General features: G+C 75.1%; 25 protein-coding genes and 1 riboswitch. Of the genes, 13 read left to right on the forward strand and 12 right to left on the reverse strand.

Going from position 1 to position 23,911, the window contains the following annotated elements; translation table 11 throughout:
* Positions 1 to 105: 105 nt before the first annotated feature.
* On the reverse strand, positions 106 to 1,356 hold the full coding sequence (locus A0J59_RS17290; RefSeq protein ID WP_064316940.1) for an acyl-CoA dehydrogenase family protein: 1,251 nt from the start codon (positions 1,354 to 1,356) through the stop codon (positions 106 to 108).
* Between the two features lie 196 nt (positions 1,357 to 1,552).
* Between A0J59_RS17290 and A0J59_RS17295 the strand changes: the two genes are divergently transcribed.
* Both A0J59_RS17295 and A0J59_RS17300 read left to right on the forward strand, forming a co-directional pair.
* Positions 1,553 to 1,900 (forward strand): VOC family protein, encoded by a 348-nt coding sequence (locus A0J59_RS17295; protein WP_064316941.1) that lies wholly within the window; start codon positions 1,553 to 1,555, stop codon positions 1,898 to 1,900.
* 9 nt (positions 1,901 to 1,909) lie between these two features.
* The gene (locus tag A0J59_RS17300) at positions 1,910 to 2,581 is read left to right on the forward strand and encodes a hypothetical protein (RefSeq protein ID WP_064316942.1); all 672 of its coding nucleotides are present in this window, start codon (positions 1,910 to 1,912) and stop codon (positions 2,579 to 2,581) included.
* 34 nt (positions 2,582 to 2,615) lie between these two features.
* On the opposite strand, the gene pnuC is transcribed toward A0J59_RS17300, so the two are convergent.
* Together pnuC and A0J59_RS17310 are read right to left on the reverse strand one after the other, a co-directional pair.
* Positions 2,616 to 3,314, reverse strand: a complete 699-nt coding sequence (gene pnuC, locus A0J59_RS17305) for a nicotinamide riboside transporter PnuC (protein ID WP_047232316.1) — start codon at positions 3,312 to 3,314, stop codon at positions 2,616 to 2,618.
* A 149-nt stretch (positions 3,315 to 3,463) separates the two neighbouring features.
* Positions 3,464 to 3,589, reverse strand: a riboswitch (FMN riboswitch).
* Positions 3,590 to 3,690: 101 nt separating this feature from the next.
* Positions 3,691 to 4,452 (reverse strand): TetR/AcrR family transcriptional regulator, encoded by a 762-nt coding sequence (locus A0J59_RS17310; protein ID WP_064316943.1) that lies wholly within the window; start codon positions 4,450 to 4,452, stop codon positions 3,691 to 3,693.
* Between the two features lie 82 nt (positions 4,453 to 4,534).
* Between A0J59_RS17310 and A0J59_RS17315 the strand changes: the two genes are divergently transcribed.
* Positions 4,535 to 5,005 carry an MOSC domain-containing protein gene (locus A0J59_RS17315; RefSeq protein ID WP_053371806.1) on the forward strand — a complete coding sequence of 157 codons (471 nt, stop codon included), beginning with the start codon at positions 4,535 to 4,537 and terminating at the stop codon, positions 5,003 to 5,005.
* Here A0J59_RS17315 and A0J59_RS17320 read toward each other — a convergent pair.
* Positions 4,987 to 6,177: a bifunctional 2-polyprenyl-6-hydroxyphenol methylase/3-demethylubiquinol 3-O-methyltransferase UbiG gene (locus A0J59_RS17320; protein WP_052877532.1), complete on the reverse strand. Its 1,191-nt coding sequence runs from the start codon at positions 6,175 to 6,177 to the stop codon at positions 4,987 to 4,989. The two genes, A0J59_RS17315 and A0J59_RS17320, sit on opposite strands and share 19 nt — an antisense overlap.
* Before the next feature lie 183 nt (positions 6,178 to 6,360).
* On the opposite strand from A0J59_RS17320, the gene A0J59_RS17325 reads away from it, so the two are divergent.
* The 5 genes from A0J59_RS17325 (at position 6,361) to A0J59_RS17345 (ending at position 14,027) form a co-directional block, all read left to right on the forward strand.
* Positions 6,361 to 7,881, forward strand: a complete 1,521-nt coding sequence (locus tag A0J59_RS17325) for a 3' terminal RNA ribose 2'-O-methyltransferase Hen1 (RefSeq protein ID WP_064316993.1) — start codon at positions 6,361 to 6,363, stop codon at positions 7,879 to 7,881.
* Positions 7,878 to 10,580, forward strand: a complete 2,703-nt coding sequence (locus tag A0J59_RS17330) for a polynucleotide kinase-phosphatase (RefSeq protein WP_064316944.1) — start codon at positions 7,878 to 7,880, stop codon at positions 10,578 to 10,580. The genes A0J59_RS17325 and A0J59_RS17330 overlap by 4 nt, the downstream gene beginning before the upstream one ends.
* A 69-nt stretch (positions 10,581 to 10,649) precedes the next feature.
* On the forward strand, positions 10,650 to 12,470 hold the full coding sequence (locus A0J59_RS17335) for an ABC transporter ATP-binding protein (RefSeq protein WP_255365310.1): 1,821 nt from the start codon (positions 10,650 to 10,652) through the stop codon (positions 12,468 to 12,470).
* Positions 12,467 to 13,318, forward strand: coding sequence for an energy-coupling factor transporter transmembrane component T (locus A0J59_RS17340; protein ID WP_064316995.1), 852 nt, complete (start codon positions 12,467 to 12,469; stop codon positions 13,316 to 13,318). Before A0J59_RS17335 ends, A0J59_RS17340 begins: the two co-directional genes overlap by 4 nt.
* Before the next feature lie 85 nt (positions 13,319 to 13,403).
* On the forward strand, positions 13,404 to 14,027 hold the full coding sequence (locus A0J59_RS17345; RefSeq protein ID WP_047232312.1) for an ECF transporter S component: 624 nt from the start codon (positions 13,404 to 13,406) through the stop codon (positions 14,025 to 14,027).
* Positions 14,028 to 14,037: 10 nt separating this feature from the next.
* Here the strand turns inward: A0J59_RS17345 and A0J59_RS17350 are convergent, their stop codons facing one another.
* The 3 genes from A0J59_RS17350 to A0J59_RS17360 form a co-directional block, all read right to left on the reverse strand.
* Positions 14,038 to 14,319 carry a hypothetical protein gene (locus A0J59_RS17350; protein WP_047232311.1) on the reverse strand — a complete coding sequence of 94 codons (282 nt, stop codon included), beginning with the start codon at positions 14,317 to 14,319 and terminating at the stop codon, positions 14,038 to 14,040.
* Between the two features lie 174 nt (positions 14,320 to 14,493).
* Positions 14,494 to 14,781 (reverse strand): hypothetical protein, encoded by a 288-nt coding sequence (locus tag A0J59_RS17355; protein ID WP_255365312.1) that lies wholly within the window; start codon positions 14,779 to 14,781, stop codon positions 14,494 to 14,496.
* Complete coding sequence (locus tag A0J59_RS17360; RefSeq protein ID WP_156533137.1) at positions 14,778 to 15,416, reverse strand: TetR/AcrR family transcriptional regulator; 639 nt, start codon at positions 15,414 to 15,416, stop codon at positions 14,778 to 14,780. The genes A0J59_RS17355 and A0J59_RS17360 overlap by 4 nt, the downstream gene beginning before the upstream one ends.
* Before the next feature lie 153 nt (positions 15,417 to 15,569).
* Here A0J59_RS17360 and A0J59_RS17365 point away from each other — a divergent pair, with 153 nt between their 5' ends.
* Positions 15,570 to 17,459, forward strand: a complete 1,890-nt coding sequence (locus A0J59_RS17365) for an ABC transporter ATP-binding protein (RefSeq protein ID WP_064316945.1) — start codon at positions 15,570 to 15,572, stop codon at positions 17,457 to 17,459.
* 98 nt (positions 17,460 to 17,557) lie between these two features.
* On the forward strand, positions 17,558 to 18,157 hold the full coding sequence (locus A0J59_RS17370) for a dihydrofolate reductase family protein (protein WP_047232310.1): 600 nt from the start codon (positions 17,558 to 17,560) through the stop codon (positions 18,155 to 18,157).
* A gap of 22 nt (positions 18,158 to 18,179) precedes the next feature.
* On the opposite strand, the gene A0J59_RS22460 is transcribed toward A0J59_RS17370, so the two are convergent.
* Positions 18,180 to 18,380, reverse strand: coding sequence for a DUF2510 domain-containing protein (locus tag A0J59_RS22460; RefSeq protein ID WP_053371803.1), 201 nt, complete (start codon positions 18,378 to 18,380; stop codon positions 18,180 to 18,182).
* Between the two features lie 153 nt (positions 18,381 to 18,533).
* On the opposite strand from A0J59_RS22460, the gene A0J59_RS17380 reads away from it, so the two are divergent.
* A complete protein-coding gene (locus A0J59_RS17380) occupies positions 18,534 to 18,827 on the forward strand; it encodes a hypothetical protein (RefSeq protein ID WP_220084512.1) in 294 nt (97 codons plus the stop codon).
* A gap of 3 nt (positions 18,828 to 18,830) precedes the next feature.
* Here the strand turns inward: A0J59_RS17380 and A0J59_RS17385 are convergent, their stop codons facing one another.
* Positions 18,831 to 19,724: an LLM class flavin-dependent oxidoreductase gene (locus tag A0J59_RS17385; protein ID WP_047232307.1), complete on the reverse strand. Its 894-nt coding sequence runs from the start codon at positions 19,722 to 19,724 to the stop codon at positions 18,831 to 18,833.
* A 10-nt stretch (positions 19,725 to 19,734) separates the two neighbouring features.
* Entirely contained in the window at positions 19,735 to 20,181 is a 447-nt protein-coding gene (locus A0J59_RS17390) for a hypothetical protein (RefSeq protein WP_156533139.1), read from the reverse strand.
* Positions 20,182 to 20,230: 49 nt separating this feature from the next.
* On the opposite strand from A0J59_RS17390, the gene A0J59_RS17395 reads away from it, so the two are divergent.
* Both A0J59_RS17395 and A0J59_RS17400 read left to right on the forward strand, forming a co-directional pair.
* On the forward strand, positions 20,231 to 20,530 hold the full coding sequence (locus tag A0J59_RS17395) for a Dabb family protein (RefSeq protein WP_064316947.1): 300 nt from the start codon (positions 20,231 to 20,233) through the stop codon (positions 20,528 to 20,530).
* Between the two features lie 159 nt (positions 20,531 to 20,689).
* Positions 20,690 to 21,613: an LLM class F420-dependent oxidoreductase gene (locus A0J59_RS17400; protein WP_064316997.1), complete on the forward strand. Its 924-nt coding sequence runs from the start codon at positions 20,690 to 20,692 to the stop codon at positions 21,611 to 21,613.
* A 98-nt stretch (positions 21,614 to 21,711) separates the two neighbouring features.
* Here the strand turns inward: A0J59_RS17400 and A0J59_RS17405 are convergent, their stop codons facing one another.
* Positions 21,712 to 22,701, reverse strand: a complete 990-nt coding sequence (locus A0J59_RS17405; RefSeq protein WP_064316948.1) for a hypothetical protein — start codon at positions 22,699 to 22,701, stop codon at positions 21,712 to 21,714.
* Positions 22,698 to 23,351, reverse strand: coding sequence for an RNA polymerase sigma factor (locus A0J59_RS17410; protein ID WP_047232304.1), 654 nt, complete (start codon positions 23,349 to 23,351; stop codon positions 22,698 to 22,700). Before A0J59_RS17410 ends, A0J59_RS17405 begins: the two co-directional genes overlap by 4 nt.
* Positions 23,352 to 23,911 lie beyond the last annotated feature (560 nt).

Genomic DNA, 23,911 nt, shown 5'->3' on the forward strand with positions numbered 1-23,911 from the left:
CGGGGAGAAGGCGGGAGGGCAGGGGCGGAAAGGGGAAGCCCCGGCGCCGCGAGGAGGGGCGAGCGGCGCCGGGGAGCAGGGGGAGGGTGTGCGCCCTCGGGACCGTCAGACGAACGCGGAGACGCCCGTGATGTCGCGCCCGACGATGAGCGCCTGGACGGACTCGGTGCCCTCGTACGTGTGCAGGGCCTCGACGTCCGCGAAGTGCCGCGCGACGCGGTTCTGGAGCAGGATCCCGTTGCCGCCGAGCAGGTCGCGCGCGCTCGCGGCGACCTCGCGGGCGCCGCGCGTGCACGTGTACTTGGCGAGCGACGCCTGCGGCCCGGTGAGCGTCCCGGCCTCGTCGAGCCGCGTCATCTGCGCGACGAGGAGCTGGAGCTGCGTGATCGTCGAGAGCATCTTGGTGAGGCGCTCCTGCACCATCTGGTTCGCGGCGAGCGGGCGGCCGAACTGGACGCGCTGCTTCGCGTACGCGACCGCGGCCTCGTAGCAGGCCACCGCGTGCCCGACGGCGGCCCACGCCACCCCGAGGCGCGTCGCGAAGAGCACGCGCGAGGTGTCCTTGAACGACCGCGCGCCGGGCAGCGCGTTCTCGGCCGGGACGAACACGTCGTCGAGCACGACGTGCGCCTGCCAGATCGCGCGCAGCGACACCTTGCCGGTGATGGTCGTGCCCGTGTAGCCCGGGGTGTCCTGCGGCACGACGAACCCGTGCACCTGGTTGTCACCGTCCGCCGATTCGCTGCCGACCAGCCGCGCCCACACGACCGTGATGTGTCCCGACGACCCGTTGCCGATCCACTTCTTCTCGCCGTTGAGCACGTAGCCCTCGACGCCGTCGCGCGTCTCCTTGCGCGCCGTCGTCTCGAGCGAGACGGAGTCCGAGCCGTGGGTGGGCTCGGTGAGCGCGAACGCGCCGAGGATCTCCCCGCGCGCCATGGGCTCGGCGTACTTCGCTCGCTGCTCGTCGGAGCCGAGCATCTGGATGCTGCGCAGCGCGAGGCCCCCCTGGACGCCGCAGATCGTCGCGACGGAGCCGTCGCCGCGCGACATCTCCATCGCGGCGAGGCCCGCGCCGAGCAGGCTCACGCGCGGGCGGCCCTCGACGTCGACGCCGTCACGCAGCAGGTCGAGCTCGCCCATGCGCTTGACGAGGTCGAAGGGGACCTCGGCGCGCTCCCAGTAGTCGTCGATGACCGGGAGCACCTCGTCCTGGACGAACTGCCGGACGCGCTGCTGGTGGGCGCGGTCCTCCTCGGTCGCGTCGGCGAACGCGCCGGCGTAGTCGAGGTCGAGCGGGGTCGCGAGGTCGTAGGTGGGCTCGGTGACTCCGGGCATGATCGGGGTGGTGGGCATCGGTGCTCCCCTGGGAGGGCGGCTGCGGTCGGTCGTGCGCGACCGGCTCCGGCGCGGGGTTCCCGGGTGCGGGCCCGGCGTCGGCGGCGGTCTCTCCCATAGTGCAGCGATACCGGGTATCAGTCAATCTGAGACGGCGTATCGCGCCGTTCGGCGACGCCGTGCGGCCCCGCGGCCCCCGTCCTACCGTCGAGAGATGGACCTCGACCTGTTCGTGACGATGCACGTGCGCGACCACGACCCCGCGCGCGACTGGTACGTCCGCCTGCTCGGGGCGGAGCCGGCGTTCGTCGCGACGCCCACCGAGTCCGTGTGGGAGCTCGCCGAGCGCCGGTGGCTCGTCGTCGAGCAGGCGCCCGAGCACGCCGGCCACGGCGTGGTCACGGTGTTCCGCGACGACGTCGACGCCTTCCTCGCGGCGGCGTCGGACCGGGGGGTCGAGCCGGACCGTCGGGAGACGTACGACGGCGGGGTCGTGAAGACCGTGTTCCGGGACCCCGACGGCAACGAGATCGGGCTCAGCGGCGCGCTCCCGTCGTCGTAGGGTGCGCGCGTGACGACGACGGCCGGCCGGGTGACCTGGGACGACGACGCCTCCGCGGGTGCGTGGATCGCGCCGCGCCTCGGGGAGTTCGGCCCGCGCGTCGACGGCACGGTCCCGCGCGGGTACGCGGCGTACGCGTGCGTCCCGCACCCGGGCTGGGACGACGACGTCACGCTCGCGACGCGGACCGACGCCCTGGCCGCGGCGCTCGCACCCTTCACGGGCGACCAGGCGGTGCACCTCGCCCTGTGGACGGGCCACGCGTTCCTCTACGACCACGGCACGGACCCGCGCGCGAGCTCGGGCGTCGCGCCGCTCGTCGGGTGGCCCGAGGACGAGCCGCGGCCGACCCCCGAGGAGATCGAGCGCGCGGTCGCCGAGGCGTGGGAGCACCTCGCGCCGACGCTCGTCGAGCGCCCGGCCGCCCCGATGCTCCTGCTCCCGCACCGTGAGTACCACCTGTGGACGGGGACGCTCGCCGACGCCGGCGCGTTCCGCGACCACGAGCAGCCGCCCAACCTGTGGTGGCCGGAGGACCGCTCGTGGTTCGTCGGGGCGGAGATCGACGCCGCCGCGACCTACGTGGGCGGGAGCGAGGTGCTCGTCGAAGCGCTGTGCGCGGACCCGACGCTGCGCGCGAGCCGGGTGGCGCCGTCGGACCCGATGCTGTTCGAGGACTGACCCGCGACCCCTGTCCGGGCCGCGGACCCGCGGGTCAGGCGGGCGCGCCCGCCGCCTCGGCCTCGGCCGTCGCGCGGCGGTTGACGCGCCACCACACGAAGAACCCGACGAGCGTGAACGCGCCGTAGAACACGTACATGAACGCGGACGCGTAGAAGCCGGCCGAGATCAGCAGCGGCACGCCCACGACGTCCACCGCGACCCAGATGAGCCAGAACTCGACCCAGCCCTTGGCCATGCCGTACGTCGCGAGCAGCGAGCCCATGAAGATCCACGCGTCGGCCCAGACGGGCTCGTACGACTCGAGCGCGCGGAACACGGGGGTGAGCAGCGCCGTCCCGCCGACGAGCGCGACGACGAGGAACGCACGCTGGCGCCACGACGCCCAGCGCGGCACGACGGCGACACCGTGGCTGTCCGCGTCGGCGTCGCCGAGCCGGGCCTGGGTCTTGCGCCACTGCACCCAGCCGTAGACCGACACGACGACGAACATCACCTGGCGGCCCGCCTGGCCCAGCAGGTTGACGGGGTTGGGCGTCGCGAAGACCGCGCCGAGGAACACCGTGAGCAGCAGCAGGTTGCCGACGATGCCCACCGGCCACGCCCACACCTTGCGCCGCATGCCGCCCAGCGCCGACGCCAGGCCGAACCCGTTGCCCACGATCTCGCGCCACAGCAGGTGCTGGTCGCCGATCGTCAGCTGCGCGTCGAACAGCGCGTGGATCAGGTCCATCGGATGTCCTCGTCCTCCCGGGCACGTCGGCTCCGGGGTGAGGGCGGGCGGCGGGGCCGGGCCACGAGGGCCCGACGGCGTCGCTCACCACGGCGGGGCCGTGCCTCGTCGCGCGGGCTCGTCAGAGCCCGGCCGAGGACGGCCGCGCCGCACGTGCTTCCTCCCATCCGGACTGTCACCGTCGGTCCTGGAGTTCCACCAGGTCAACCGCGCGTGGGCGCGGGTCGCGGACTGTCACCGCCGGCTCGGAATTGCACCGACCCCGGAGCACGTTCGTGCGTACTGCGTTCTGCAACCGCCGATGCTACTCGGGCATTCCCCGCGCGCGACGAGGTCGCGCGGCCGTCCCACGGGCTGGGACGGGTGGCGTACGGGCTCAGGCGAGCGCGTCGCGGACCGCTCGTGCGACGTCGTCCGCGACGCCCTGCGCGTCCGCCCCCGCGTCGACCACGGTGACGACGACGCGGCGGCCGGGCAGGCCGTCCCCGGGGTCGCGGCGCTGGGCGGTGGCGGCGTCGGGTGCGGCGTACCGGCCGACGGCGGCGCGGCGCAGGTCCGCGAACGCCTCCTCGAGCTGGGGACGCAGGTCCTGGTCGGGGGAGCGCAGCCACCGGCGCAGGAGCGCGTTGTGCACGGCGACGACCGACGCGGCGAACGCGATGGACGCGGTGGAGCGGCGCTCGTCCGGCGGGAGCGCGTCGCGCAGGTACGCGGTGAAGGCGCGTTCGTAGCGGTGGGTCGTGACGAGCTCGCGGTCGCGCAGCGCCGGCACCTGCTGGAGGAGCTGCCAGCGGGCCAGGGACGTCTCGCGCTGCCCCACGTGGTGGTCGAACACGAGCCGCGCCGCGCGGCAGACCTCGACGTACGGGTCGACGGCGGGGTCCGGCGTGAGCCGACCCTCGGCGTCGGGCACGGGTCGCGTCGCGGCGAGCATGACGACGACCTCGTCGAGCAGGAGCTCGTGGTCTGCGAAGACCACGTCCTCCTTGGACCCGTAGCGACGGAAGAAGGTGGCGCGGCTGACCTGGGCGGCGTCGGCGATCTCCTCGACGGTCGTCTGCTCGTAGCCCTTGCGGGTGAAGAGCTCGATCGCTGCGTCGACGGCCTGGGCATGGGTGCGGCTGCGGACGTCGGTCATGCACCGGACGGTACACCGGTACCCGCCGCTCGCCCGGTCCGGGTGGTGGTCGTGCGGCCCGGCCAGGTGCGAGGCTGGGAGCATGCCCGACCAGCCCCGCGTGCACACGATCCACGTCGCCAAGGCCCGGCGGCTGCCGACCCGCGTCGTCGAGCAGGTGGAGGCCGAGGAGGGCAAGGGCCTCGTCGGCGACCGGTACCACGGCTCCAAGCACCGGCACGTGACGATCCAGACGCTGACCGACCTCGCGGACGCGTCCGCGGACCTCGGGCAGGAGATCGACCCCGGACTCACGCGTCGCAACGTCACGCTCACCCACGGCGACCTGCCGACGAAGCCGGGCACGTTCCTGCGGATCGGGGACGTCGAGCTCCAGGTGCTCCGGATCGCCGCGCCGTGCCGGCTGCTCGACGACTGGATCGCGCCCGGGGCGATGCGCGCGATGCACGCCCGGGGCGGGGTGGTCTGCCGCCTGCTGTCCTCGGGCACGATCCGCGCGGGCGACGTGGTCGTGTGGGACGACCCGACCGACGCTCAGGGCACGAGCCGGTAGAACCGGAAGAACGAGAAGTCGTCCACGGGCAGCACCTCGACGTCCGCGAACCCGGCCTCGCGCGCGTAGCGGCGCAGCGTCGCGGGGCGCATGACGGTCCCGGTCCCGACGGACGGCGGCGACGACAGCCCGTCGGGCAGGCACACGAAGAGGCTGTACCCGTACATGACCCGGTCGACGTCGTCGGCAGGCGCGGTGAACTCCTCGCCGACGGCCTCGTCCATGACCACGACGACGCCGTCGGGCCGGACCGCGCGGCGCACGGCGTCGAGCACCGCCGCAGGTCGCGGCATGTCGTGCACGCACTCGAACGCGAAGGCCGCGTCGAACGGCAGCCCGGCGGGCTCGACGAGGCCGAGTTCGGCCGCGTCCGCGAGATGGAACGTCACGCGGTCCGCGAGCCCTGCCTCCTCGGCCGCGGCGCGGGCCGCCGCGACCGACGGCCCGTCCACGTCGACGCCGTGGAGCACCGCGTCCGGGTAGGCGCGTGCGAGGGCGAGCGTCGACCACCCGAACCCGCACCCGACGTCGACCACCCGGGCCCCCGGCCGGCTCAGCACGTCGTGGACCGCGGGGACCTGCGCGAGAGTCGGCGCGAGCCGGCGCTCGAACCACGGCCGGTTGACCTCCGCCTGGGCCTCGCGCGCGTCGTCGCCGAGCTGGTCCCACGACACGCCGCCGCCCGTGCGGTACGCGTCGAGCAGGTGCGGGAGCTGCGGGCCGATCGCGCCGACGAAGCGTGCGAGCGGGGCCACGTACGCGAGCGAGGCCGTGTCGGTGAGCACCTCCGCGTGCGCGGCAGGCAGGGCGTAGAGGCGCTCCCGGGCTGCCGCGCCCGGGTCGGCGGCGAGCGCAGGACCGGCGCCCGGGTCCTCGGCGGCGAGGATCCCGCTGGCCGCCTGCTGCTCCAGCCACTCGCGCGCGTAGCGCTCGTGGGTGCCGGTGCGCTCGGCGAGCCCGGTCGAGGTGAGAGGCCCGGCGTCGACGAGCGCGCGGTACCACCCGAGCCGGTCGCCGACGTGGACCGCGAGGACGTCGATCGCGCCGAGCGTCGCGGCGAACAGGCGCTCGGCGAACGCGTCGGCGTCCGACGTCGTGCCCGACGGCGCCGGGTCGTTCCCCGCGCGGTCGTCCCCCGGGCCTGAGGGACCGTTCTCGGCTGTGGCGACCATGCGCGGCCTCCGGCTGGACGTTGGCCGGGCGCGTGCCGTGGGCAGCGGCGCCCGTGGTTCGACGGTAGACCTCCGGAGCGTCCGCGTCGATGGGTGGAGCGGCTGAAACGTGGGCCGTCCACAGTCGCTCGTCCGTCCACAATCCCGGTGCCCCGCCCGGCGCCGGATGGCACCATGGCGGCCATGCTCGTGACCCTCGCCGCGACGGCGTCCCCAGGGACGCTCGACGACGCCACCGACCTCGGGTTCCTCCTGCACAAGCACCCGGACCGCGCCCAGGTGTTCGACCTGCCCGTGGGCCGCGCGCACGTGTTCTACCCCGAGGCGACGGCGGAGCGGTGCGAGGTCGCGCTGCTGCTCGAGGTCGACCCGGTGGGGATCGTGCGGAACAAGCGCTTCGGCGGAGGGGACGCCTTCGCGCTCGCGCAGTACGTCAACGACCGCCCGTACGCGGCGTCGTCGATGGTCGCCGTCGCGCTGGGCAAGGTGTTCGCGACGGCGATGGCGGGCCGGTGCGACGCCCGGCCGGACCTCCCCGACGTCGCGCTCCCGCTCGACGTGCACGTCCCGTCGCTGCCCTGCCGGGGAGGCGTCGACCTGGCGCGCCGGCTCTTCGAGCCGCTGGGCTGGCACGTGACGGCGGCCGCGGAGCCGCTCGACCCGACCGTCCCCGCGTGGGGCGCCTCGCGGTACGTCGACCTGCGCCTGCGCGGCTCGCGCCGGCTCGCCGACGCGCTCGCCCAGCTCTACGTGCTGCTGCCCGTGCTCGACGACGCGAAGCACTACTGGGTCTCGACGGACGAGGTGGACAAGCTCGTGCGCGCGGGCGGGGGCTGGCTCGCCGACCACCCCGAGCGCGCGCAGATCCTGCGCCGCTACCTCGCGCACCAGCGCCGCTACGTCGAGGACGCGACGGCGCGCCTCGCCGCGCTCGACGGCGCCGCGCCCGCGGAGGAGCACGTCGTGCCCGACGGCGGGGTCTCGCCCGACGGCGCGGCGTCGCCCGAGGCGGACGCGCCGGAGCCGCCGCTCGCCCGGCAGCGCGCGGACGCGGTGCTCGGGGTGCTGCACGAGGTCGGCGCGCGGACGGTCGTCGACCTCGGCTGCGGGGAGGGCGCGCTCCTGCGCCGCCTCGCCGCCGACCGGTCGTTCACGCGCGTCCTCGGCACCGACGTCTCGGCGCGCGAGCTCGAGCGCGCGGCCGCACGTCTGCGCCTGCACGACGCGAGCGACGCCGAGCGCGAGCGCGTGTGCTTGCTCCAGTCGTCCCTCACGTACACCGACGACCGGGTCACGGGGTTCGACGCCGCGGTGCTCATGGAGGTCGTCGAGCACGTCGACCCGTCGCGCCTCGACGCCCTGGCGCAGGCGGTGCTGGGGCACGCGCGACCACGCGTCGTCGTCGTCACGACGCCCAACGCGGAGTACAACGTGCACTACCCGAACCTCCTGGACGGGCCGGGCGGGAGCCGGGTGCGGCACCCCGACCACCGGTTCGAGTGGACGCGCGCCGAGCTGCGCGCGTGGGCGGACGCCGCCGCGCGCCGGTACGGGTACGCGGTCGAGCACCGCGACGTCGGTCCGCTCGCGCCGGACGTCGGGGCGCCCACCCAGATGGTGGTCCTCACGCTGGACGGGACCACCCCGCCCGGTGGGACTGCCGCGGCAGGTCCCGGCACGCACGGCGGAGGGGAAGCGCGATGAGCGAGCACGTGACCGAGCAGGCCACCGAGCGTGCGACGGCGACGCGCGACCTGCGCGTCCCCGCGTCGAGCCTCGTGGTGCTCGTCGGGGTCTCCGGATCCGGGAAGTCGACGTTCGCGCGCGAGCACTTCGGCCCGTACGAGACGGTGTCGTCGGACGTGTGCCGCGGGCTCGTGTCGAACGACGAGAACGACCAGGCGGCCACCCAGGCCGCGTTCGAGGTGCTGGAGACCATCGTGTCCAAGCGCCTCGAGGCGAACCTGCTCACCGTCGTCGACGCGACGAACGTGCAGCGCGAGGCCCGCAAGTCCCTCGTCGCCCTCGCGCGCGCCCACGACGTGCTGCCCGTGGCGATCGTCCTCGACGTGCCCGAGAAGGTCGCGGTCGAGCGCAACGCGGCGCGCGCGGACCGCGGGTTCGGCGCGCACGTCGTGACGCGTCAGCGGGCGGCGCTGCGGTCGTCGCTCAAGAGCCTGTCGCGCGAGGGTTTCCGCACCGTGCACGTCCTGCGCGGGGAGGACGAGGTCGCGGCGGCGCGCATCGTGCGCACGCCGCTGCTCACCGACCGCCGCGACGAGCACGGCCCGTTCGACGCGATCGGCGACGTGCACGGCTGCCTCGACGAGCTCGTGGCGCTCCTCGGCGAGCTCGGGTACGCCGTCGTGCGCGACGACGCAGGCCGGCCCGTCGACGCCGCCCACCCCGAGGGCCGTCGCGCGATCTTCCTCGGCGACCTCGTGGACCGCGGCCCCGACTCGCCGGGCGTGCTGCGGCTCGCGATGGGCATGGTCCGCGCGGGGCACGCGCTCGCGGTGCCGGGCAACCACGAGCACAAGCTCGTGCGCGCGCTCGGCGGGCGCGACGTCAAGGTCTCCCACGGCCTCGAGACGACGCTCGCCCAGCTCGCCGAGGAGCCCGAGGAGTTCCGGCGCGAGGTCGCGGAGTTCTGCCGCGACCTCGTGTCCCACCTCGTGCTCGACGACGGCCGCCTCGTCGTCGCGCACGCCGGGCTCAAGGAGTCCTACCAGGGCCGGGCGTCGGGCCGGGTGCGCAGCTTCGCGCTCTACGGCGACACCACGGGCGAGACCGACGAGTTCGGGCTGCCGGTGCGCTACCCGTGGGCGGACGACTACCGCGGCCGCGCCACGGTCCTGTACGGGCACACGCCGACGCCCGAGGCCGAGTGGGTCAACAACACGATGTGCCTCGACACGGGCTGCGTGTTCGGCGGGAAGCTCTCCGCGCTGCGCTACCCGGAGAAGGAGGTCGTGCAGGTGCCGGCCGCCCGCGAGTACTACGCGCCCGCGCGCCCGTTCCTGCCGGACGGCTCGGACGGCCCGGGCGCACCCGAGCGCGAGCCCGACCTGCTCTCCGTGGCCGACGTGCTCGGGCGCCGCGTCGTCGAGACCTCGACGCACGGGCGCGTGACCGTCGGCGAGGAGCAGGCGGCGGGCGCTCTCGAGGTCATGAGCCGGTTCGCCGTCGACCCGCGCCTGCTGCTGTACCTGCCGCCGACCATGAGCCCGGTCGCGACCTCGACGCTGCCCGGCCTGCTCGAGCACCCCGACGGCGCGTTCGCCGCGTACGCGCGCGACGGCGTCGACCGGGTCGTGTGCGAGGAGAAGCACATGGGCTCGCGTGCGGTCCTGCTCGTCGCGCGCGACGCGGGGCCGGACGGCTCGCGCGTCGTCGCCGAGCGGTTCGGCATCGAGGCGCCCGGCGCCGTGCACACGCGCACGGGGCGGTCGTTCCTCGACGAGCCGACGACGGCGCTGCTGCTCGGACGGGTCGCCGCGGCCCTCGAGGAGGCCGGGACGTGGGACGCGCTCGGCGCCGACTGGGTGCTGCTCGACGCCGAGGTGCTCCCGTGGTCGCTCAAGGCCGACCAGCTCCTGCGCGACCAGTACGCGAGCGTCGGGGCGGCCGCGCGGGCCGTCATGCCGTCCGCGATCGCGGCCCTGGCCGCCGCGGAGGCGCGCGGCGTGGACGTGGGCGAGCTCCGCCGTCGGACCGCGCGGCGCGCGACCGACGCCGAGCTGTTCGTCGAGTCCTACCGGCGCTACCGGTGGGACACGGGGGTCACCGTGGACGGCGAGGACGTCCAGGGCGGGGCCGACCCGCTGCGCGGCGTGCAGGTCGCGCCGTTCCAGGTGCTCGCGAGCGGGACGTCCGCGCGACCGGGGTCCGCGGAGGCGACCGGGACGACGTACGCCGAGCGCGACCACCTGTGGCACCTCGACGTCGCGGACGGCCTCGTCGCCGCCGACCCGGCCCTGTTCCGCACGACGCGGCGCGTCGTCGTCGACCTCGCGGACGACGCGTCGCGCGCCGAGGGGGCGGCGTGGTGGGAGGAGCTCACGGCGGACGGGGGAGAGGGCATGGTGGTCAAGCCGCTGGCCAACCTCGTGCGTCGCCGCGGCGCGGCCGGGAAAGGTGGCGGGCTCGTCCAGCCGGGCCTCAAGGTCCGCGGCCGGGAGTACCTGCGCATCATCTACGGCCCCGAGTACACCGAGGAGCGCCACCTCGAACGGCTGCGCGAGCGGTCGCTCGGACGCAAGCGCTCGCTCGCGCTGCGGGAGTACGCGCTCGGCCTCGAGGCGCTCGACCGGGTCGCGTGCGGCGAGCCGACATGGCGCGTCCACGAGCCGGTCTTCGCGGTGCTCGCGCTGGAGTCGGAGCCGGTCGACCCCCGGCTCTGACCGCGCACGTCGTCCGCCGTTGCGGGCGGGGTCTCGTCACGCGGCTTAGGTTCGCCTATCCTGAGCCGCGTGATCGCGGACGAGTCGTCGAACGGCACCACGGAGCCGCTGCTCGCGGTGCGTGGTGTGAGCGTCCGGTACCACGAGCACGACTCCGCAGGGCCCGGTGCAGACCCCGGGCCGCGCGCGTCCGGGCGACCGACGCCGGACGGCGTCACGTTCGACGTGCGTCCCGGCGAGGCGGTGCTCCTGCTCGGTCCGTCGGGCTGCGGCAAGTCGACGCTCGCGCTCGCGACGAACGGGCTCGTCCCGCACGTCGTCGGGGCGGACCTGGAGGGAGCGGTCCGCGTGCGCGGCCGGTCCACGGCCGAGGCGACGCCGCCCGAGCTCTCGCGCGACGTCGCGATGGTCTTCCAGGACCCCGACGCCCAGGTCGTCACGGGCACGCTGCTCGACGAGGTGTGCTTCGGCCCCGAGAACCTGCGCCTGCCGGTGGACGACGTGCTCGCCCGCGCCGAGGACGCGCTGCGGCGGGTCGGGCTCTGGGAGCGTCGCGACGACGACCCCGCCGTGCTCTCGGGCGGCGGCCGCCAGCGGCTCGCGATCGCGTGCGCGCTCGCCCTCGGGTCCCCGCTCCTCGTCCTCGACGAGCCGACGGCCAACCTCGACCCGCAGGGCACCGAGGAGGTCTACGCGGTGCTGCGCGACGTCGTGGCGCGCGGCGACCGCGCGGTGCTCCTCGTCGAGCACGACCTCGACGCCGCGGTGTCGCTCGTCGACCGGGTCGTCGTGCTCGACGGCGCCGGGAGGCTCGCGCACGACGGCGCCGTGCGCGACGTGCTGGGCGAGCGGGCCGAGGAGCTCGCGGCTCTGGGCGTCTGGCTCCCCACCGCGACGCTCGCCGCGCTGGCTCTGCGCGCCGCGGGCGTGCACCTCGACCCCGTGCCGCTCACTCCCGACGAGCTCGGGACGGCCCTGGCGACCGTGACGCACCTGCCCGACGCGTCCCCGCACCGTCGCGAACCCGGACCGGCTGCGCCCGAGCCGGTGCTCGTCGTCGACCGCGTGACGCTGCGGCGCGGCGACCGCCGCGGGCGCGGAGCGACGTCCGTGCTGCGCGACGTGTCGCTCGCGGTCGCGCCCGGCGAGCTCGTCGCCGTCGTCGGCGCCAACGGCGCGGGCAAGACGACGCTCGCGCAGCTCGCCGCGGGCGTGCTGCGGCCGCGCCGCGGGACGTTCGACGGCCGTGTGACCGTCGCGGGCCTCGACCCGACGCGTGCCGACCCGCGCGAGCTCTCCCGGCACGTCGGGTTCGTCTTCCAGAACCCCGAGCACCAGCTCGTCACGTCCCGCGTCGACGACGAGCTCGCGCTCGGACTGCGCGTGCGCGGCGTGCCCGAGGACGAGGTCGCGGCGCGCGTCGAGGACGTGCTGCGCCGGTTCGGTCTCGCCGACCTGCGCGCCCGGCACCCGTTCCTCCTGTCCGGCGGGCAGAAGCGGCGGCTCTCGGTGGGGACCGCGATCGTGTGCCGCCCCGAGGTCCTCGTGCTCGACGAGCCGACGTACGGGCAGGACCGCGAGCGCGCCGCCGAGCTGCTCGACCTGCTCACCGACCTGCACCGCGACGGGACGGCGGTCGTCGTCGTGAGCCACGACATGCAGCTCGTCGCGGAGCACGCGACGCGCGTCGTGGCGCTCGCGAACGGGAGCGTCGTCGCCGACGGCGCGCCGGGCGACGTCCTCGCGGACGAGGACGTGCTGCGCCTCGCCGGCCTGCGCACGCCACCGCTCGCGCGCGCGACCCGGCACCTGGCCGACCCCGCGTGGCGGCGCGTCGCGCGCCTCGCGGACCTGCCGGTCGCGCCCGTCCCCGCGGGGGTCGGGGCATGAGCGCGGGCACGCTCGACGCCCGGTCCCGCCCAGCGCGCGCGACACCGGACGACGCGCGCCTCGGCCGGTTCGCCGGTCCGGCGTGGGACCTGCGCACCTACGACCCGCTCGTCACGGCGTTCGGCCCGCTGCCCGTGGTCGTCTGGGTGTTCACGACCCGTGACCTGCTGACGCCCGCGCTCGTCGGGCTCGCGGCGCTGCTCGTCATCCTCGTCATGGTCCGGCCGCCGCGGCGCGTCGTCGCGGTCCTGCTGCTCGCCCTGCCCGCGCTCGTCGCCGTCATGACGGTGTCGTTCGGCGTGCTCACCGACCCGCGCGACGTCGACGGCACGACCCTGCTCGCGACCGTCGGCCCGTTCCACCTGTGGTCCGGGGCCCTGGAGACCGGCCTCGCGACGAGCCTGCGCACGTGCGCGCTCCTGCTGCTCGTGCTCGTCGGCGGGCTGTCGACGACCGGGCAGGACGTCGTCCGCGCCGTGGTCCAGCAGCTCCGCGTGCCGTACCGCGTGGGATACGCGGCGCTCGCCGCGCTGCGGTTCGTCCCGCGGTTCGGGCACGAGCTCGAGGTGATCCGCGCGGCGCACCGCGTGCGCGGCGTCGACCATGGGCGCGGGCCCGTCGCGGCGGGACGGCGCCATCTCGGCTACGCCGTCCCGCTCCTCGCGGGCGGCATCCGCCACGGCGAGCGCGTCTCGCTCGCGATGGAGGCGCGCGGGTTCGGCGCGCACGCGACCCGCACCGAGCGGGTTCTCGTGCCGTTCCGCGTGCGCGACGTCGTCTTCCTCCTCGCGACGTGGGGCGTCGCGGCGGGCATCGCGCTCGTCGTGGTGCCCGCGCTGACCGGCTGACCGCGGCTTGCCGCCCGACCCCTCGCGCCCTGGCTCGACCGCTTCCATCCACCCCGCCCAGACCCTCGACGCCCCGGAGCCCACGATGCCCAGCACCACCCGCCGTCAGTCCCTCACGACGCGCTACCTCATGACGTGCGCGGCCATCGGCGCGGCGACGGGCGTGCTGCTCGTCCCCGCGAACTTCGTCGCCGCGGCGCTGGCCTCGACCGTCCCCGTCCTCTACTCCGCCATGCTCGGCCTGTGGATCGTCGGGCCCGTGCTCGCGCTCGCCCTCGTGCGCCGCCCCGGCGCCGCGGTGCTCACGATGCTCGTCGCGGGCGTCATCAGCTCCGCGTCGCCGCTCGGGGCGTCGTCGATCCTCACGTGCCTCATGGTGGGTGCTGCGCTGGAGGTCGCGTTCCTCGTCACGCTCTACCGCGTGTGGGCGCCGTGGCTGTTCTACGTCGCGACGTTCGTCTTCTCCGCGCTGTACACGTGGTCGGCGTTCGTCGCCTTCGACGCCGCGTCCATGGCGTCGGTCGTGCAGGTGCTCATCGTGGCCCTCATGATGGCGAGCTCGCTCGTGGGGACGTGGGCGGGGCTGCTGCTCGCCCGCCGCCTCGAGCGCGCGGGCGTCGCGCGGGGGCTCGCGCCGACCCGTCGCGTGGCGGCCGCCGACGCCGGGGCCGCGGGCGAGGGTTCGCCCGCGGCGGCCGGTCAGGGCTGAGCGGGGATCCTCAGCCGCCGAGGAACGCGTTCATCGCGAGCACCGAGAACAGCACCGCGCCGGCCACGACGGCCACCGCGACGAGCCAGCCGTTCGCCCGCTCGACGGGCGGGACGGCGGGGCGCGGCGCGGGGCGGACCGCGCGTCGTCGGGCACCCCGGCCACGGCGCGCGGTGAAGCGCAGGCCGCGCGCGGCCGCGCGGGCCGACGGCTGCTCGGAGGACCGGTCGGGGAGGGCCTCGGGGAGCTTCTCGGGGAACGCCGCGTCCCGGGCGGGGGTGGGGGTCGTCACGGTGCGCCTCCGGAGGTCTCCGGCGCCGCTGCCCGACGCCGTGCCGCCAGTCTTCCCGCCGAGCCGCCTCGGGCGCGTCGGCCGTCCGGTGGATCCTGCGGTCCACCGGGGTGCGACCTCCGGATGACGAGCAGCGCCACCCCGTGGCCCGTGCGGGCGACGGCGCCCCGGGAGTCAGCGGGGCGCGTTCTCCTGGTAGCGGGGTCGGCCGCCGCGTGCGGCGCGCTGGAGGTAGCGGACCTCGCGGAGCGCGACGGCCGCGGCGACGAGGAGCGGGAACCAGGCCCAGACGCGCCCACGGAGCACGAGGACGAGGCAGACGAGCGCGACGGCGATCCCGCCGAAGACGGTCGCGACGCTCGCCCAGCGCACGCCCGTGCGCACCTCGTCGGCCCGCTGCCACCAGCGCCGCAGCCGTTCGCCGACGCCGGGCCGCGGGGCCGGGCCCGGGGCGGTGCTCACGGGCGGCCCTCGCGGGCGAGCGCGACGCCCTCGATGCTGCGCACGGCCATGCGCAGCGCGTCGGCGCGCGACACCTCGCCCTCGTCGTGCATCGCCCACGCGTTGAAGAGCATCCACCACAGGGTGCGGACGAGCCACGAGACGCTGAGCTGGTCGTCGAACACGCCGTCCGCCTGGCCGCGGCGCAGGAGCTCGCGCACCGGCTCCTCCGCGGCGTCGGACTCCGCCCAGAACTCGGGCTCGCCGCCCGCCAGCTCGTTGAACAGCACCATGTACCAGGGGCCGAGGTCGAAGTACTCGAACGCCAGGCGGCGCAGCGCCGCCGCGGGGCTGCCGTCGTCGAGGCGCGCCGCGGCGATCGCGGCACGCGTGCGCTCGACCGCCTCGGCGCCGATCGCTTCGACGAGGTCGGCGCGCTCGGGGAAGTAGCGGTGGAGCGTCGTGCGCCCGACCTGCGCGGCCTGGGCGACGTCGCCGAGCGACGCGGACTTGTCGGTGCTGAGCACGGTGACCGCGGCGTCGAGGATCGCACGCCGGGTACGGGCGCGGGCGCCGCTCTCCGGCGGCGACCCGTCGCCCGGCTCGCTGGGAGGCGGCGCCGTGGTGGCGTCTCGCGCGCTGGTTCGTGCCGTCACGCGCCCACGATAGCCCTCCTCGCCGTGGTACACCTCTTGCCACTAGTGGAACAGTCATGTTCCACTAGTGGCCAAACCTGCTCCGTTCTCGGAAATCCACCCGCGCGTCAACCACAGTTGACACGAGAGAGGATGTCAACCATGGTTGACGCCATGTCCACGACCGACGCGTCCGACCCGCCGACCACGCCGCCCGCCACGGCAGACGCTCCGAAGGGCCCGTTCCTCCCGCGGCTCAAGGTGCTCTGGGAGTTCGTCCGACCGCACCGCCGCACGCTCCTGCTCGGGCTCGTCCTGGGGCTGGGCACCACGGCCGCGGCGCTCGCGACCCCGATGGTCACCAAGTGGGTCCTCGACACCCTCGGGACGGGGGAGTCGCTGACCCCGGCCGTCCTCACGCTCGTCGGGCTGCTCGTCGTGGGCCTCGTGCTCGGGCTGTGGCAGTGGATCCTGCTCGGCACGCTCGCCGAGCGCGTCGTGCTCGACGCGCGGTCGTCGATGGTCCGCCGCTACTTCCGCGCCCGGATCGGCGCGCTCACCGGCCGCCCGACGGGCGAGCTCGTCACGCGCGTCACCTCCGACACCGTGCTGCTGCGCGAGGCGGCGTCGTCGAGCATCGTCAACCTCGTCAACTTCGCGGTGTCGCTCGTCGGGACGATCATCCTCATGGGCGTGCTCGACATCGTGCTGCTCGGCACGACGCTCGGCGCGATCGTCGTCATCGCGGTGCTCGTCGGCGGGCTCATGCCGCGGATCGCCAAGGCGCAGGAGAAGGCGCAGGAGTCGCTCGGCAGTCTTGGCGGGACGCTCGAGGGCGGCCTCCGCGCGATCCGCACCATCAAGGCCAGCCGCGCCGAGGGCCGCCAGATCGAGCGCGTGCTCGACGACGCGCAGGCCTCCGCGCGGCACAGCGTCCGGGCCGTGCGCACCGAGGCCGTCGCGTGGACCATCGCGGGCGGCGGGATCCAGCTCGCGATCATCGTCATCCTCGCGCTCGGCGCGTGGCGCGTCGACGAAGGGCTGCTCGCCGTGTCGAGCCTCGTCGCGTTCCTCCTCTACGCGTTCCAGATCGTCGAGCCCGTCACCGGGCTGACCATGAACGTCACCCAGCTCCAGGCCGGCATCGCCGCCGCGGGCCGGATCAGCGAGGTCCAGGCGATCGAGCCGGAGGAGGACGACGACGCGGCACAGCCGGTCCGGGCAGGCTCGGCGACGCTCGACCCGGCCCGGTCGGAGACGGGCCGGCCGGCGGAGGCGGGTGCGGCGTCGGGCACCGACGGGACCGCGGCCGGGACGCCGCGACTCTCCCTGCGCGGCGTCACGGCGCGCTACCTGCCGGGCGGCGAGCCCGTGGTCCGCGACCTCGACCTCGACGTGCCCCACCGCGGGCAGGTCGCGATCGTCGGGCCGTCCGGAGCGGGCAAGACCACGACGTTCTCGCTGCTCCTGCGGTTCCTCCTGCCGGAGTCGGGGCAGATCCTGCTCGACGGCGTGCCGTACGACGACCTCACGTTCGACGACGTCCGGCGCCGGTTCGCCTACGTCGAGCAGGAGACGCCCGTCGTCCCGGGGACGATCCGCGAGAACCTGCACCTCTCCGACCCGGGTGCGACCGACGAGGCCATGTGGGCGGCGCTCGCGAAGGTCCGGCTCGAGGCCAAGGTGCGCTCGCTCGCCGACGGGCTCGACACGTCGCTCGTCGGTACCACCGTCTCGGGCGGCGAGAGGCAGCGCGTCGCTCTTGCGCGTGCCGTCCTGCACGCGCCCGACGTCCTGCTCCTCGACGAGGCGACGGCCCAGGTCGACGGGCTCACCGAGGCAGCCGTGCACGCCGTCATCGAGGACCTCGCGCGCGACCGCGCGGTCGTGACCATCGCGCACCGGCTGTCCACCGTGATCGACGCCGACCTCATCCTCGTCATGGAGGACGGCCGCGTCCGCGCCCGCGGCACGCACGCCGAGCTCCTCGCGACCGACGATCTCTACCGCGAGCTCGTCGCCGCCCTGCGCATCGCGACCGAGGAGGCCGCCACGTCGAGGTAGTGGGCGCGATGAGTTCGGGACCCGCGTCCGGTCGGAGGTGGCGACAGGAGTGACGACGGCGGTCGCGGCTCGCGCCGGCCGCGGAGGGTGAGGGTGGCATGGGGAACGTGACGTGCGACGTGGCGGTGTCGGTGGACGGGTTCTCGTCCCGGCCCGACCAGACGCTGGAGCACCCGTTCGGCGAGGGCGTGGACCTGCACCGGTGGATGACCGAGACGGCCGACGAGAACGCCGCCGAGATGGAGGCGATCGTCGCCGCGGGGGCGTTCGTCATGGGGAGGAACATGTTCACGCCCGGGCGAGGGGAGTGGGACCTCGGCTGGCGCGGCTGGTGGGGACCCGAGCCGCCGTACCACGGGCCGGTGTTCGTCCTCACGCACCACCCGCGCGAGCCCCTCGTCATGGAGGGCGGGACGACGTTCTTCTTCGTCACCGACGGCATCGAGTCCGCCGTCGCGCAGGCGCGGGAGGCGGCAGGCGACCGGGACGTCTCCATCGCGGGCGGCGCCGCGACCATCAACCAGGCGCTCGCGGCGGGTCTGCTCGACGAGCTCCGGCTGCACGTCGTGCCGCAGGCCCTCGGTCACGGGGACCGCGTGCTCGACGGCGTCCCGCCCCTCGCGTTCGAGACGGTCGCCGTGCGCGCGGCGTCGCTCGTCACGCACGTGACGTACCGGGTGCTGGGGCCGCTCGGCTGACGGGTCGGTCGCGGGCGGGGCGTCAGCCGAGCACGGCGAGAAGGAGCGGCGCCGCGACGACGAGCACGACGACGGCCCCGACGACGAGGACCCGGCGCCACGGCCCGGTGTCCTGCGACGCGCGGCGCGCGCGGGTGCGGTCGGTCCACTCCGCGCCGTCGTACCAGCGCTCGCTGTCCGATCCCGGCGCGTCCGCGTACCATCCCGCCGCTGCCTTGCGCACGTCGCCTCCTCGCGTCGCGTCCCGTGAGCCCCTTCGTACGGAACATGTGTCACGGGACCCTCACCTCTTACACGCAGCGGGGCGCTCGCAGGTTCCCTCTGCACGATCGGAGGTTCCGCGACCGATACGTCGAGCCGCTGGCACACTGTGCGGGTGGAGGACGGTCGGGAGGCGCGGCACAGCCGTGGATACGACCCCGTGGCGACCTGGGGCCTCGTCGTCAGCCTCGTGCTGGGCGCGGTCGCGGCGGCGCTGTCGGTGGCCGGCTACCTGGTCGACCTGCCGATGTGGCTCGTCGGAGTCTCTCTGGGCGCTGCTGTCCTGGGCGGGCTCGCGGCGGCGGTCTTCGCAGCCCGGCAGGCCCGGCTCGAGCACCGGTCCGCCGGGCGCATCCTCTGGGAGACGGCGACCGCACCTGTCCGCTTCGTGTTCGACGTCCTCTTCTAGGCCCTACAGCCCATCGACCTGCGTGGCACCCTCCGTGGCGATCTGCTCGAAGACGCGCTGGTCGGCGGCGAACTGCGTTCCCGGGATGGGCCAGTGGACGACGATCTCCGTGACGCCGACCTCCGCGTAGCCGCGCGCCGTCTCGACGAACGCGTCGACCGACTCCAGCGCGGGGTCGGGCGTGAAGCCGGTGAGCAGGATCCGCTCGACCGATCCGGGGTCCCGCCCGGCGTCGGCGCACGCCCCCTCGAGCCGCTCGACCTGGTCGCGGACCGCCGCCCGCGACTCCGCCGGGGTCGCGTCGTCGCCGAGGCGCCCGTCGCCCGTCGTCACCCACGCCTGGCCGTAGCGCGCGGCGAGCCGCAGCCCACGCGGACCCGTCGCGGCGATCGCGAACGGCACGCGCGGGGACTGGACCGGGCCCGGGATGGTCCGCGCCTCGTGCGCGCGGTAGTGGCCCTCGTCGTGCGTCACCGCGGGCTCGGTGAGCAGCCGGTCCAGCAGGACCGTGAAGTCGCGCAGCCGGTCGGCGCGCTCCCGCGCGGACCACGCCTCGCCGCCGAGGACCGTCGCGTCGAAGCCCGTCGTCCCCGCCCCGAGGCCGACGGTGACCCGTCCGCCCGACAGGTCGTCGAGCGTCATGACGTCCTTCGCGAACGTCACGGGCTCGCGGAAGTTCGGCGACGACACGAGCGTGCCCAGCCGCACGCGCTCCGTCACGCCCGCCGCGGCGGCGAGCGTCGGGACGGCGCCGAACCACGGCCCGTCACGGAACGTGCGCCACGACAGGTGGTCGTACGTGTAGGCGGCATGGAACCCGAGGTCGTCGGCGGCCCGCCACACGTCCCGGCCCTCGCGCCACGGGTAGATCGGCAGGATCACGGTGCTCACGCGCATGGTCGCCAGCCTAGGGACTGAGAGCGACGCTGTCCGTCCGCGCGGTGTAACGGAGGAACGGCGACGTAGTTCCCTCCGGGCAGAGGTCGACGTCCGCGGCGAGCGCGCGGCCCGTCTCGACGACGAACCGGCAGACGGTGTCGAACGTGGCCTGGTCATGGATCTCGCGCGCGTCGACGTCGAAGGCGATCTCGTCCCCGGGCCACAGGAACAGGTTCATCGACACGGTCGCGTCGGGGCGGACGAAGACCGTCGGGAGCTCGCCGTCCTCGGTCGGACGGAGACCCGTGGCCTCCAGCCGCCGACCGTCCTGCTCGACCCTCCAACCGAGCGCCTGGTACCGCAGGAGGAGGAGAGCGTGGTCGGCTCCGGTCGTCCCGTGCACGACCCCGTCCGGCAGGGACCCTTCGCCGCTCCCGTCGAAGTGCCTGGAGACCTCGCGCCAAGGGATCCGCACGCCGCGAGACTATCGGGCGGCGGCCACGGCACCCGTCTACGGTGTCGGTGTGATCCAGCACACCGTCGCCTTCCGCCTCGTCCACCCCTCCGGCAGCGCCGAGGAGGCCGAGTTCCTCGGCACCGCGCGTCGCACGCTCACCGCGATCCCGGGGGTGCGGGACTTCACGGTCTCGCGCCAGGTGAGCGCCAAGAGCCCGTTGACGTTCCAGTTCTCCATGGTGTTCGACGACGACGCCGCGTACGCCGCATACGACGCCCACCCGGACCACCGCGGCTTCGTCGCCGACCGCTGGGTCCCCGAGGTCGCGGAGTTCCAGGAGCTCGACCTCGTCCCCCTCGCGGACTGACCGCACTAACCCCGGAGGTGTTCGCCGAGGTAGGACGTCCGGTCGCGAGGTAGGACACGCGGGCCTCTACCTCGCGACCGGACGTTCTATCTCGCGGGTCGGGTTGTTCCGCGGGCGGAGGCAAGCGGGCCCGTGTGGCAGGGTGACGGCATGACCCAGATCGACCTGCGCATCTTCACCGAGCCCCAGCAGGGCGCGTCCTACGACGACCTCCTCGCTGTCGCGAAGGCGACCGAGGACCTCGGTTTCGACGCCTTCTTCCGCTCCGACCACTACCTCGTCATGGGCGACGGCGACGGCCCTCCCGGCCCGACCGACGCGTGGACGACGCTCGCGGGCCTGGCCCGGGAGACGAGCCGCATCCGGCTCGGCACGCTCGTGTCGTCGGCGACGTTCCGGCACCCGGGCGTGCTGGCGATCCAGGTCGCGCAGGTCGACCAGATGTCGGGCGGTCGTGTGGAGCTCGGGCTCGGCGCCGGCTGGTTCGCGCGCGAGCACGAGGCGTACGGCATCCCGTTCCCGGAGAAGCGGTTCGGGATCCTCGAGGAGCAGCTCGCGGTGATCACGGGACTGTGGGAGACGCCCGTCGGCGAGACGTTCTCGTTCAGCGGCGAGCACTACACGCTCACGGACTCCCCGGCCCTGCCCAAGCCGGCGCAGGAGCGGGTCCCCGTGATCGTCGGCGGCCACGGCCCCCGGCGCACGCCGGCGCTCGCGGCCCGGTACGCGAGCGAGTTCAACGCCGCGTTCCCCGACCCGGGCGTGCTGCCGGAGCGGTTCGAGAACGTGCGCGCCGCGTGCCTCGACGCCGACCGCGACCCCGACTCGCTCGTGTACTCGGCCGCGTTCGTCGTCGCGGTCGGCAAGGACGAGGCGGAGTTCCGCCGTCGGGCCGACGCGATCGGTCGCGAGCCCGACGAGGTGCGCCGCAACGGCCTGGCGGGCACGGTGAGCGAGGTCGCGGACAAGGTCGCCGCCGCGGCCGAGCAGGGCGCGACGCGCTTCTACCTCCAGGTGCTCGACCTGCACGACCTCGACCACCTCGACCTCATCGCGTCCGAGGTCGTGCCGCAGCTGCCCTGACGGCTCAGGCCGACGTCCGAACCCGCGTCGCGACGAGCGGATCGTCGCGACGCGGGCGGGCCGGGCTGGTGGGCACGGTGCCGACCGTCAGCCGACCGTCAGCCGACGGAGGACGGTCCGTAGACGGTCACCTGGACGTTGCCGCCGACGAAGAGGTCCACGCGCGCGCACGCGGCGCTCTCGTCCGGGACGCTCGTCGTCGGGAACGGGCCGTCGACCGAGGCGAGAGCCTCGTCGGCGATCGCCCGGGCCTCGCCGAGAGAGACGCACCCGTCCGTGATCCCGCTCTTCAGCGCGGACACGATCGCGGCGACCACCGGGTCCTCGAGGATCCCGTCGGAGCTGCCAGAGGCGCCGACGACGACCGCGCGACCGCCGACGTCGACGGTCGCGAACGCGCACACCGGCGTCCCGTCGGCACCCTCGGGCAGCGCGTCGTGCTCGCCGACGGACCAGTCGTCCAGGCCGAGCCGGTCGAGCTCGTCCTCGGCCCAGGCGACACCCTCGGCGACGGTGCGGCACGTGCTCGCCCCGCCGTCGACCCGGTCGGTCACGCTCTGCTGCAGCTCGACCACGGCAAGGTCCACCGCCGAGCGGCCCTCGAGCCGCTCGACGCCGTCGGGCACCTGGTCGGCCGGGGCGACATACGTCTGGCCGTCCCAGGCGAAGGCCACGGCGTCCTCGATCGGCGGCAGGCCCTGCTCCGCGAGGAGCGTGGTGCAGTCCGCGTACGGGTCGCCGGTGAGCCAGGGCCCGGCCGCGTCGACGTCCAGGCCTTCGGCGACGTCGGGGCTCCAGGCGGTCACGCAGGTGACGCCCTCGCCCGACGAGCCGCGGAACGCCTGGATCGCTGCGTACGCGACGCCCCCGCCCGCGAGCACCGTCGCCAGGCCGAGCGCGACCGCGCCACGGCGCCCGAGCCGTCGCCGACGCGATGGCGGAGCGGCGGGGGCCGCGTTCGTGGGGTCGAGCGTGGTGGTCATGAGGATCTCCTCCCGCAGGGCGGCGAACGCCGCCTCGTCCACGGCACCGAGACCCGCACGGCGGGCCGGGTCCACGCTGCGCAGCTGCATCATCGGGTCCGTCATCGTGCCTCCTCGGTTCCGGGGCGGGGCCGTCCCCACCCGGTGACCACGTGTCCGGTCGGGTCGTCCCGTTTCCTCTGCGGTGCTGACGCCGGTGCGCCGGGTGCGCCGGGCGCCACGAGTCCGTCGAGCTGCTCGGCCAGCCGCCGGCGCGCCCGGTGCAGGCGCACCCGGACCGCGGCCCGCGAGATGCCGAGCACCAGGGCGATCTCGTCGCGCGCGAGCTCCTCCCACGCGACCAGGCGCAGCAGCTCCTGGTCGTCGGGGCCGAGCCGCGCGAGCGCACGCTCGACGTCGCTCACCTCGCCGGTCGGAGGCGGGACCGCTTCCGCGACCTCGGCGCGGAGCCTGTCGGCGAGGGCGAGCCGGCGCCGCGCGCCCCGGTGGAGGTTGGCCAGGACACGGCGTGCGACGCCGAACATCCACGGTCGCGCGTCGTCCCCGACGGGGACGTCGTCGAGGCGTCGCCAGGCGACGAGGAACGCCTCGGCGACGACGTCAGCGGCGTCGGACGGGTCGGCCACGCGTCGCACCGCGTAGGCGAGCAGGGGACGGTGCGTGGCCTCGAACAGGGCCGTGAACCGAGCCGCGCGGTCCTCGTCCGGCGGTGGGGCCGACGGGGTCCGCTCGGGCGGGCGGTCAGGGGCGGGCATCCGGGGTCCTCTCGACCGGGTGACGTGGACGACCGTCTCATGTCCGGTGCTCGCCGGTGCGTTACACCCTCCCGGTGCGGTGGCGGTGACCGTCCCTCGGTGCGCGACGGCGCGATCCCTGTGGACGGCCGGCTCGCCCTCCGGGGCGTCCACCCGTCGGACGTGCGGCGCGTCGGCGCCGTGAATTCTCCGTTTCCGCCCGTGAACGGCGCGTTTCCGGGTCGTGCGAGCCACCGCTCGGGTGAGCGCTCACCGCGTGGGGCGGGACGGCGTCGGGCGGGGACGGGAGCGGCGCCGCGCCAACGATCCGGGCCGCGAGGACGGTGCAGCGCCGGGTCCCGACCGTTCCGTTCACATTCGCCGTCGTGCGCCGACATCGTGGCGGTCACCGCTCGCGCGACCCGTGACACGGCCGCCTCGTACCGCTACCTTCGGCGCAGACGACGAGGTGGCCCGCTCCCGGCGGGCCACCTCGACCCGTCTCCGGGTCTCTCCGCACGAGGGCACCGGCAGGGGGCTCGACAGCACCGCCGCGCACGCACTCACGACGCCGACGACGT

It is taken from the genome of Cellulosimicrobium sp. I38E (genome assembly GCF_001647255.1).
Taxonomy (GTDB): Bacteria; Actinomycetota; Actinomycetes; order Actinomycetales; family Cellulomonadaceae; genus Cellulosimicrobium; species Cellulosimicrobium cellulans_E.

Excerpts from the sequence above, each read along its gene's own strand:
- A0J59_RS17345 (WP_047232312.1), top strand. The coding sequence starts at position 13,404 with ATGCCCAGCACCACCCGCCGTCAGTCCCTCACGACGCGCTACCTCATG.
- A0J59_RS17325 (WP_064316993.1), top strand. The coding sequence starts at position 6,361 with ATGCTCGTGACCCTCGCCGCGACGGCGTCCCCAGGGACGCTCGACGAC.
- A0J59_RS17405 (WP_064316948.1), bottom strand. The coding sequence starts at position 22,701 with ATGACGGACCCGATGATGCAGCTGCGCAGCGTGGACCCGGCCCGCCGT.
- A0J59_RS17340 (WP_064316995.1), top strand. The coding sequence starts at position 12,467 with ATGAGCGCGGGCACGCTCGACGCCCGGTCCCGCCCAGCGCGCGCGACA.
- A0J59_RS17295 (WP_064316941.1), top strand. The coding sequence starts at position 1,553 with ATGGACCTCGACCTGTTCGTGACGATGCACGTGCGCGACCACGACCCC.
- A0J59_RS17365 (WP_064316945.1), top strand. The coding sequence starts at position 15,570 with ATGTCCACGACCGACGCGTCCGACCCGCCGACCACGCCGCCCGCCACG.
- A0J59_RS17315 (WP_053371806.1), top strand. The coding sequence starts at position 4,535 with ATGCCCGACCAGCCCCGCGTGCACACGATCCACGTCGCCAAGGCCCGG.
- A0J59_RS17410 (WP_047232304.1), bottom strand. The coding sequence starts at position 23,351 with ATGCCCGCCCCTGACCGCCCGCCCGAGCGGACCCCGTCGGCCCCACCG.
- A0J59_RS17290 (WP_064316940.1), bottom strand. The coding sequence starts at position 1,356 with ATGCCCACCACCCCGATCATGCCCGGAGTCACCGAGCCCACCTACGAC.
- A0J59_RS17370 (WP_047232310.1), top strand. The coding sequence starts at position 17,558 with ATGGGGAACGTGACGTGCGACGTGGCGGTGTCGGTGGACGGGTTCTCG.
- A0J59_RS17310 (WP_064316943.1), bottom strand. The coding sequence starts at position 4,452 with ATGACCGACGTCCGCAGCCGCACCCATGCCCAGGCCGTCGACGCAGCG.
- pnuC (WP_047232316.1), bottom strand. The coding sequence starts at position 3,314 with ATGGACCTGATCCACGCGCTGTTCGACGCGCAGCTGACGATCGGCGAC.
- A0J59_RS17385 (WP_047232307.1), bottom strand. The coding sequence starts at position 19,724 with ATGCGCGTGAGCACCGTGATCCTGCCGATCTACCCGTGGCGCGAGGGC.
- A0J59_RS17320 (WP_052877532.1), bottom strand. The coding sequence starts at position 6,177 with ATGGTCGCCACAGCCGAGAACGGTCCCTCAGGCCCGGGGGACGACCGC.
- A0J59_RS17330 (WP_064316944.1), top strand. The coding sequence starts at position 7,878 with ATGAGCGAGCACGTGACCGAGCAGGCCACCGAGCGTGCGACGGCGACG.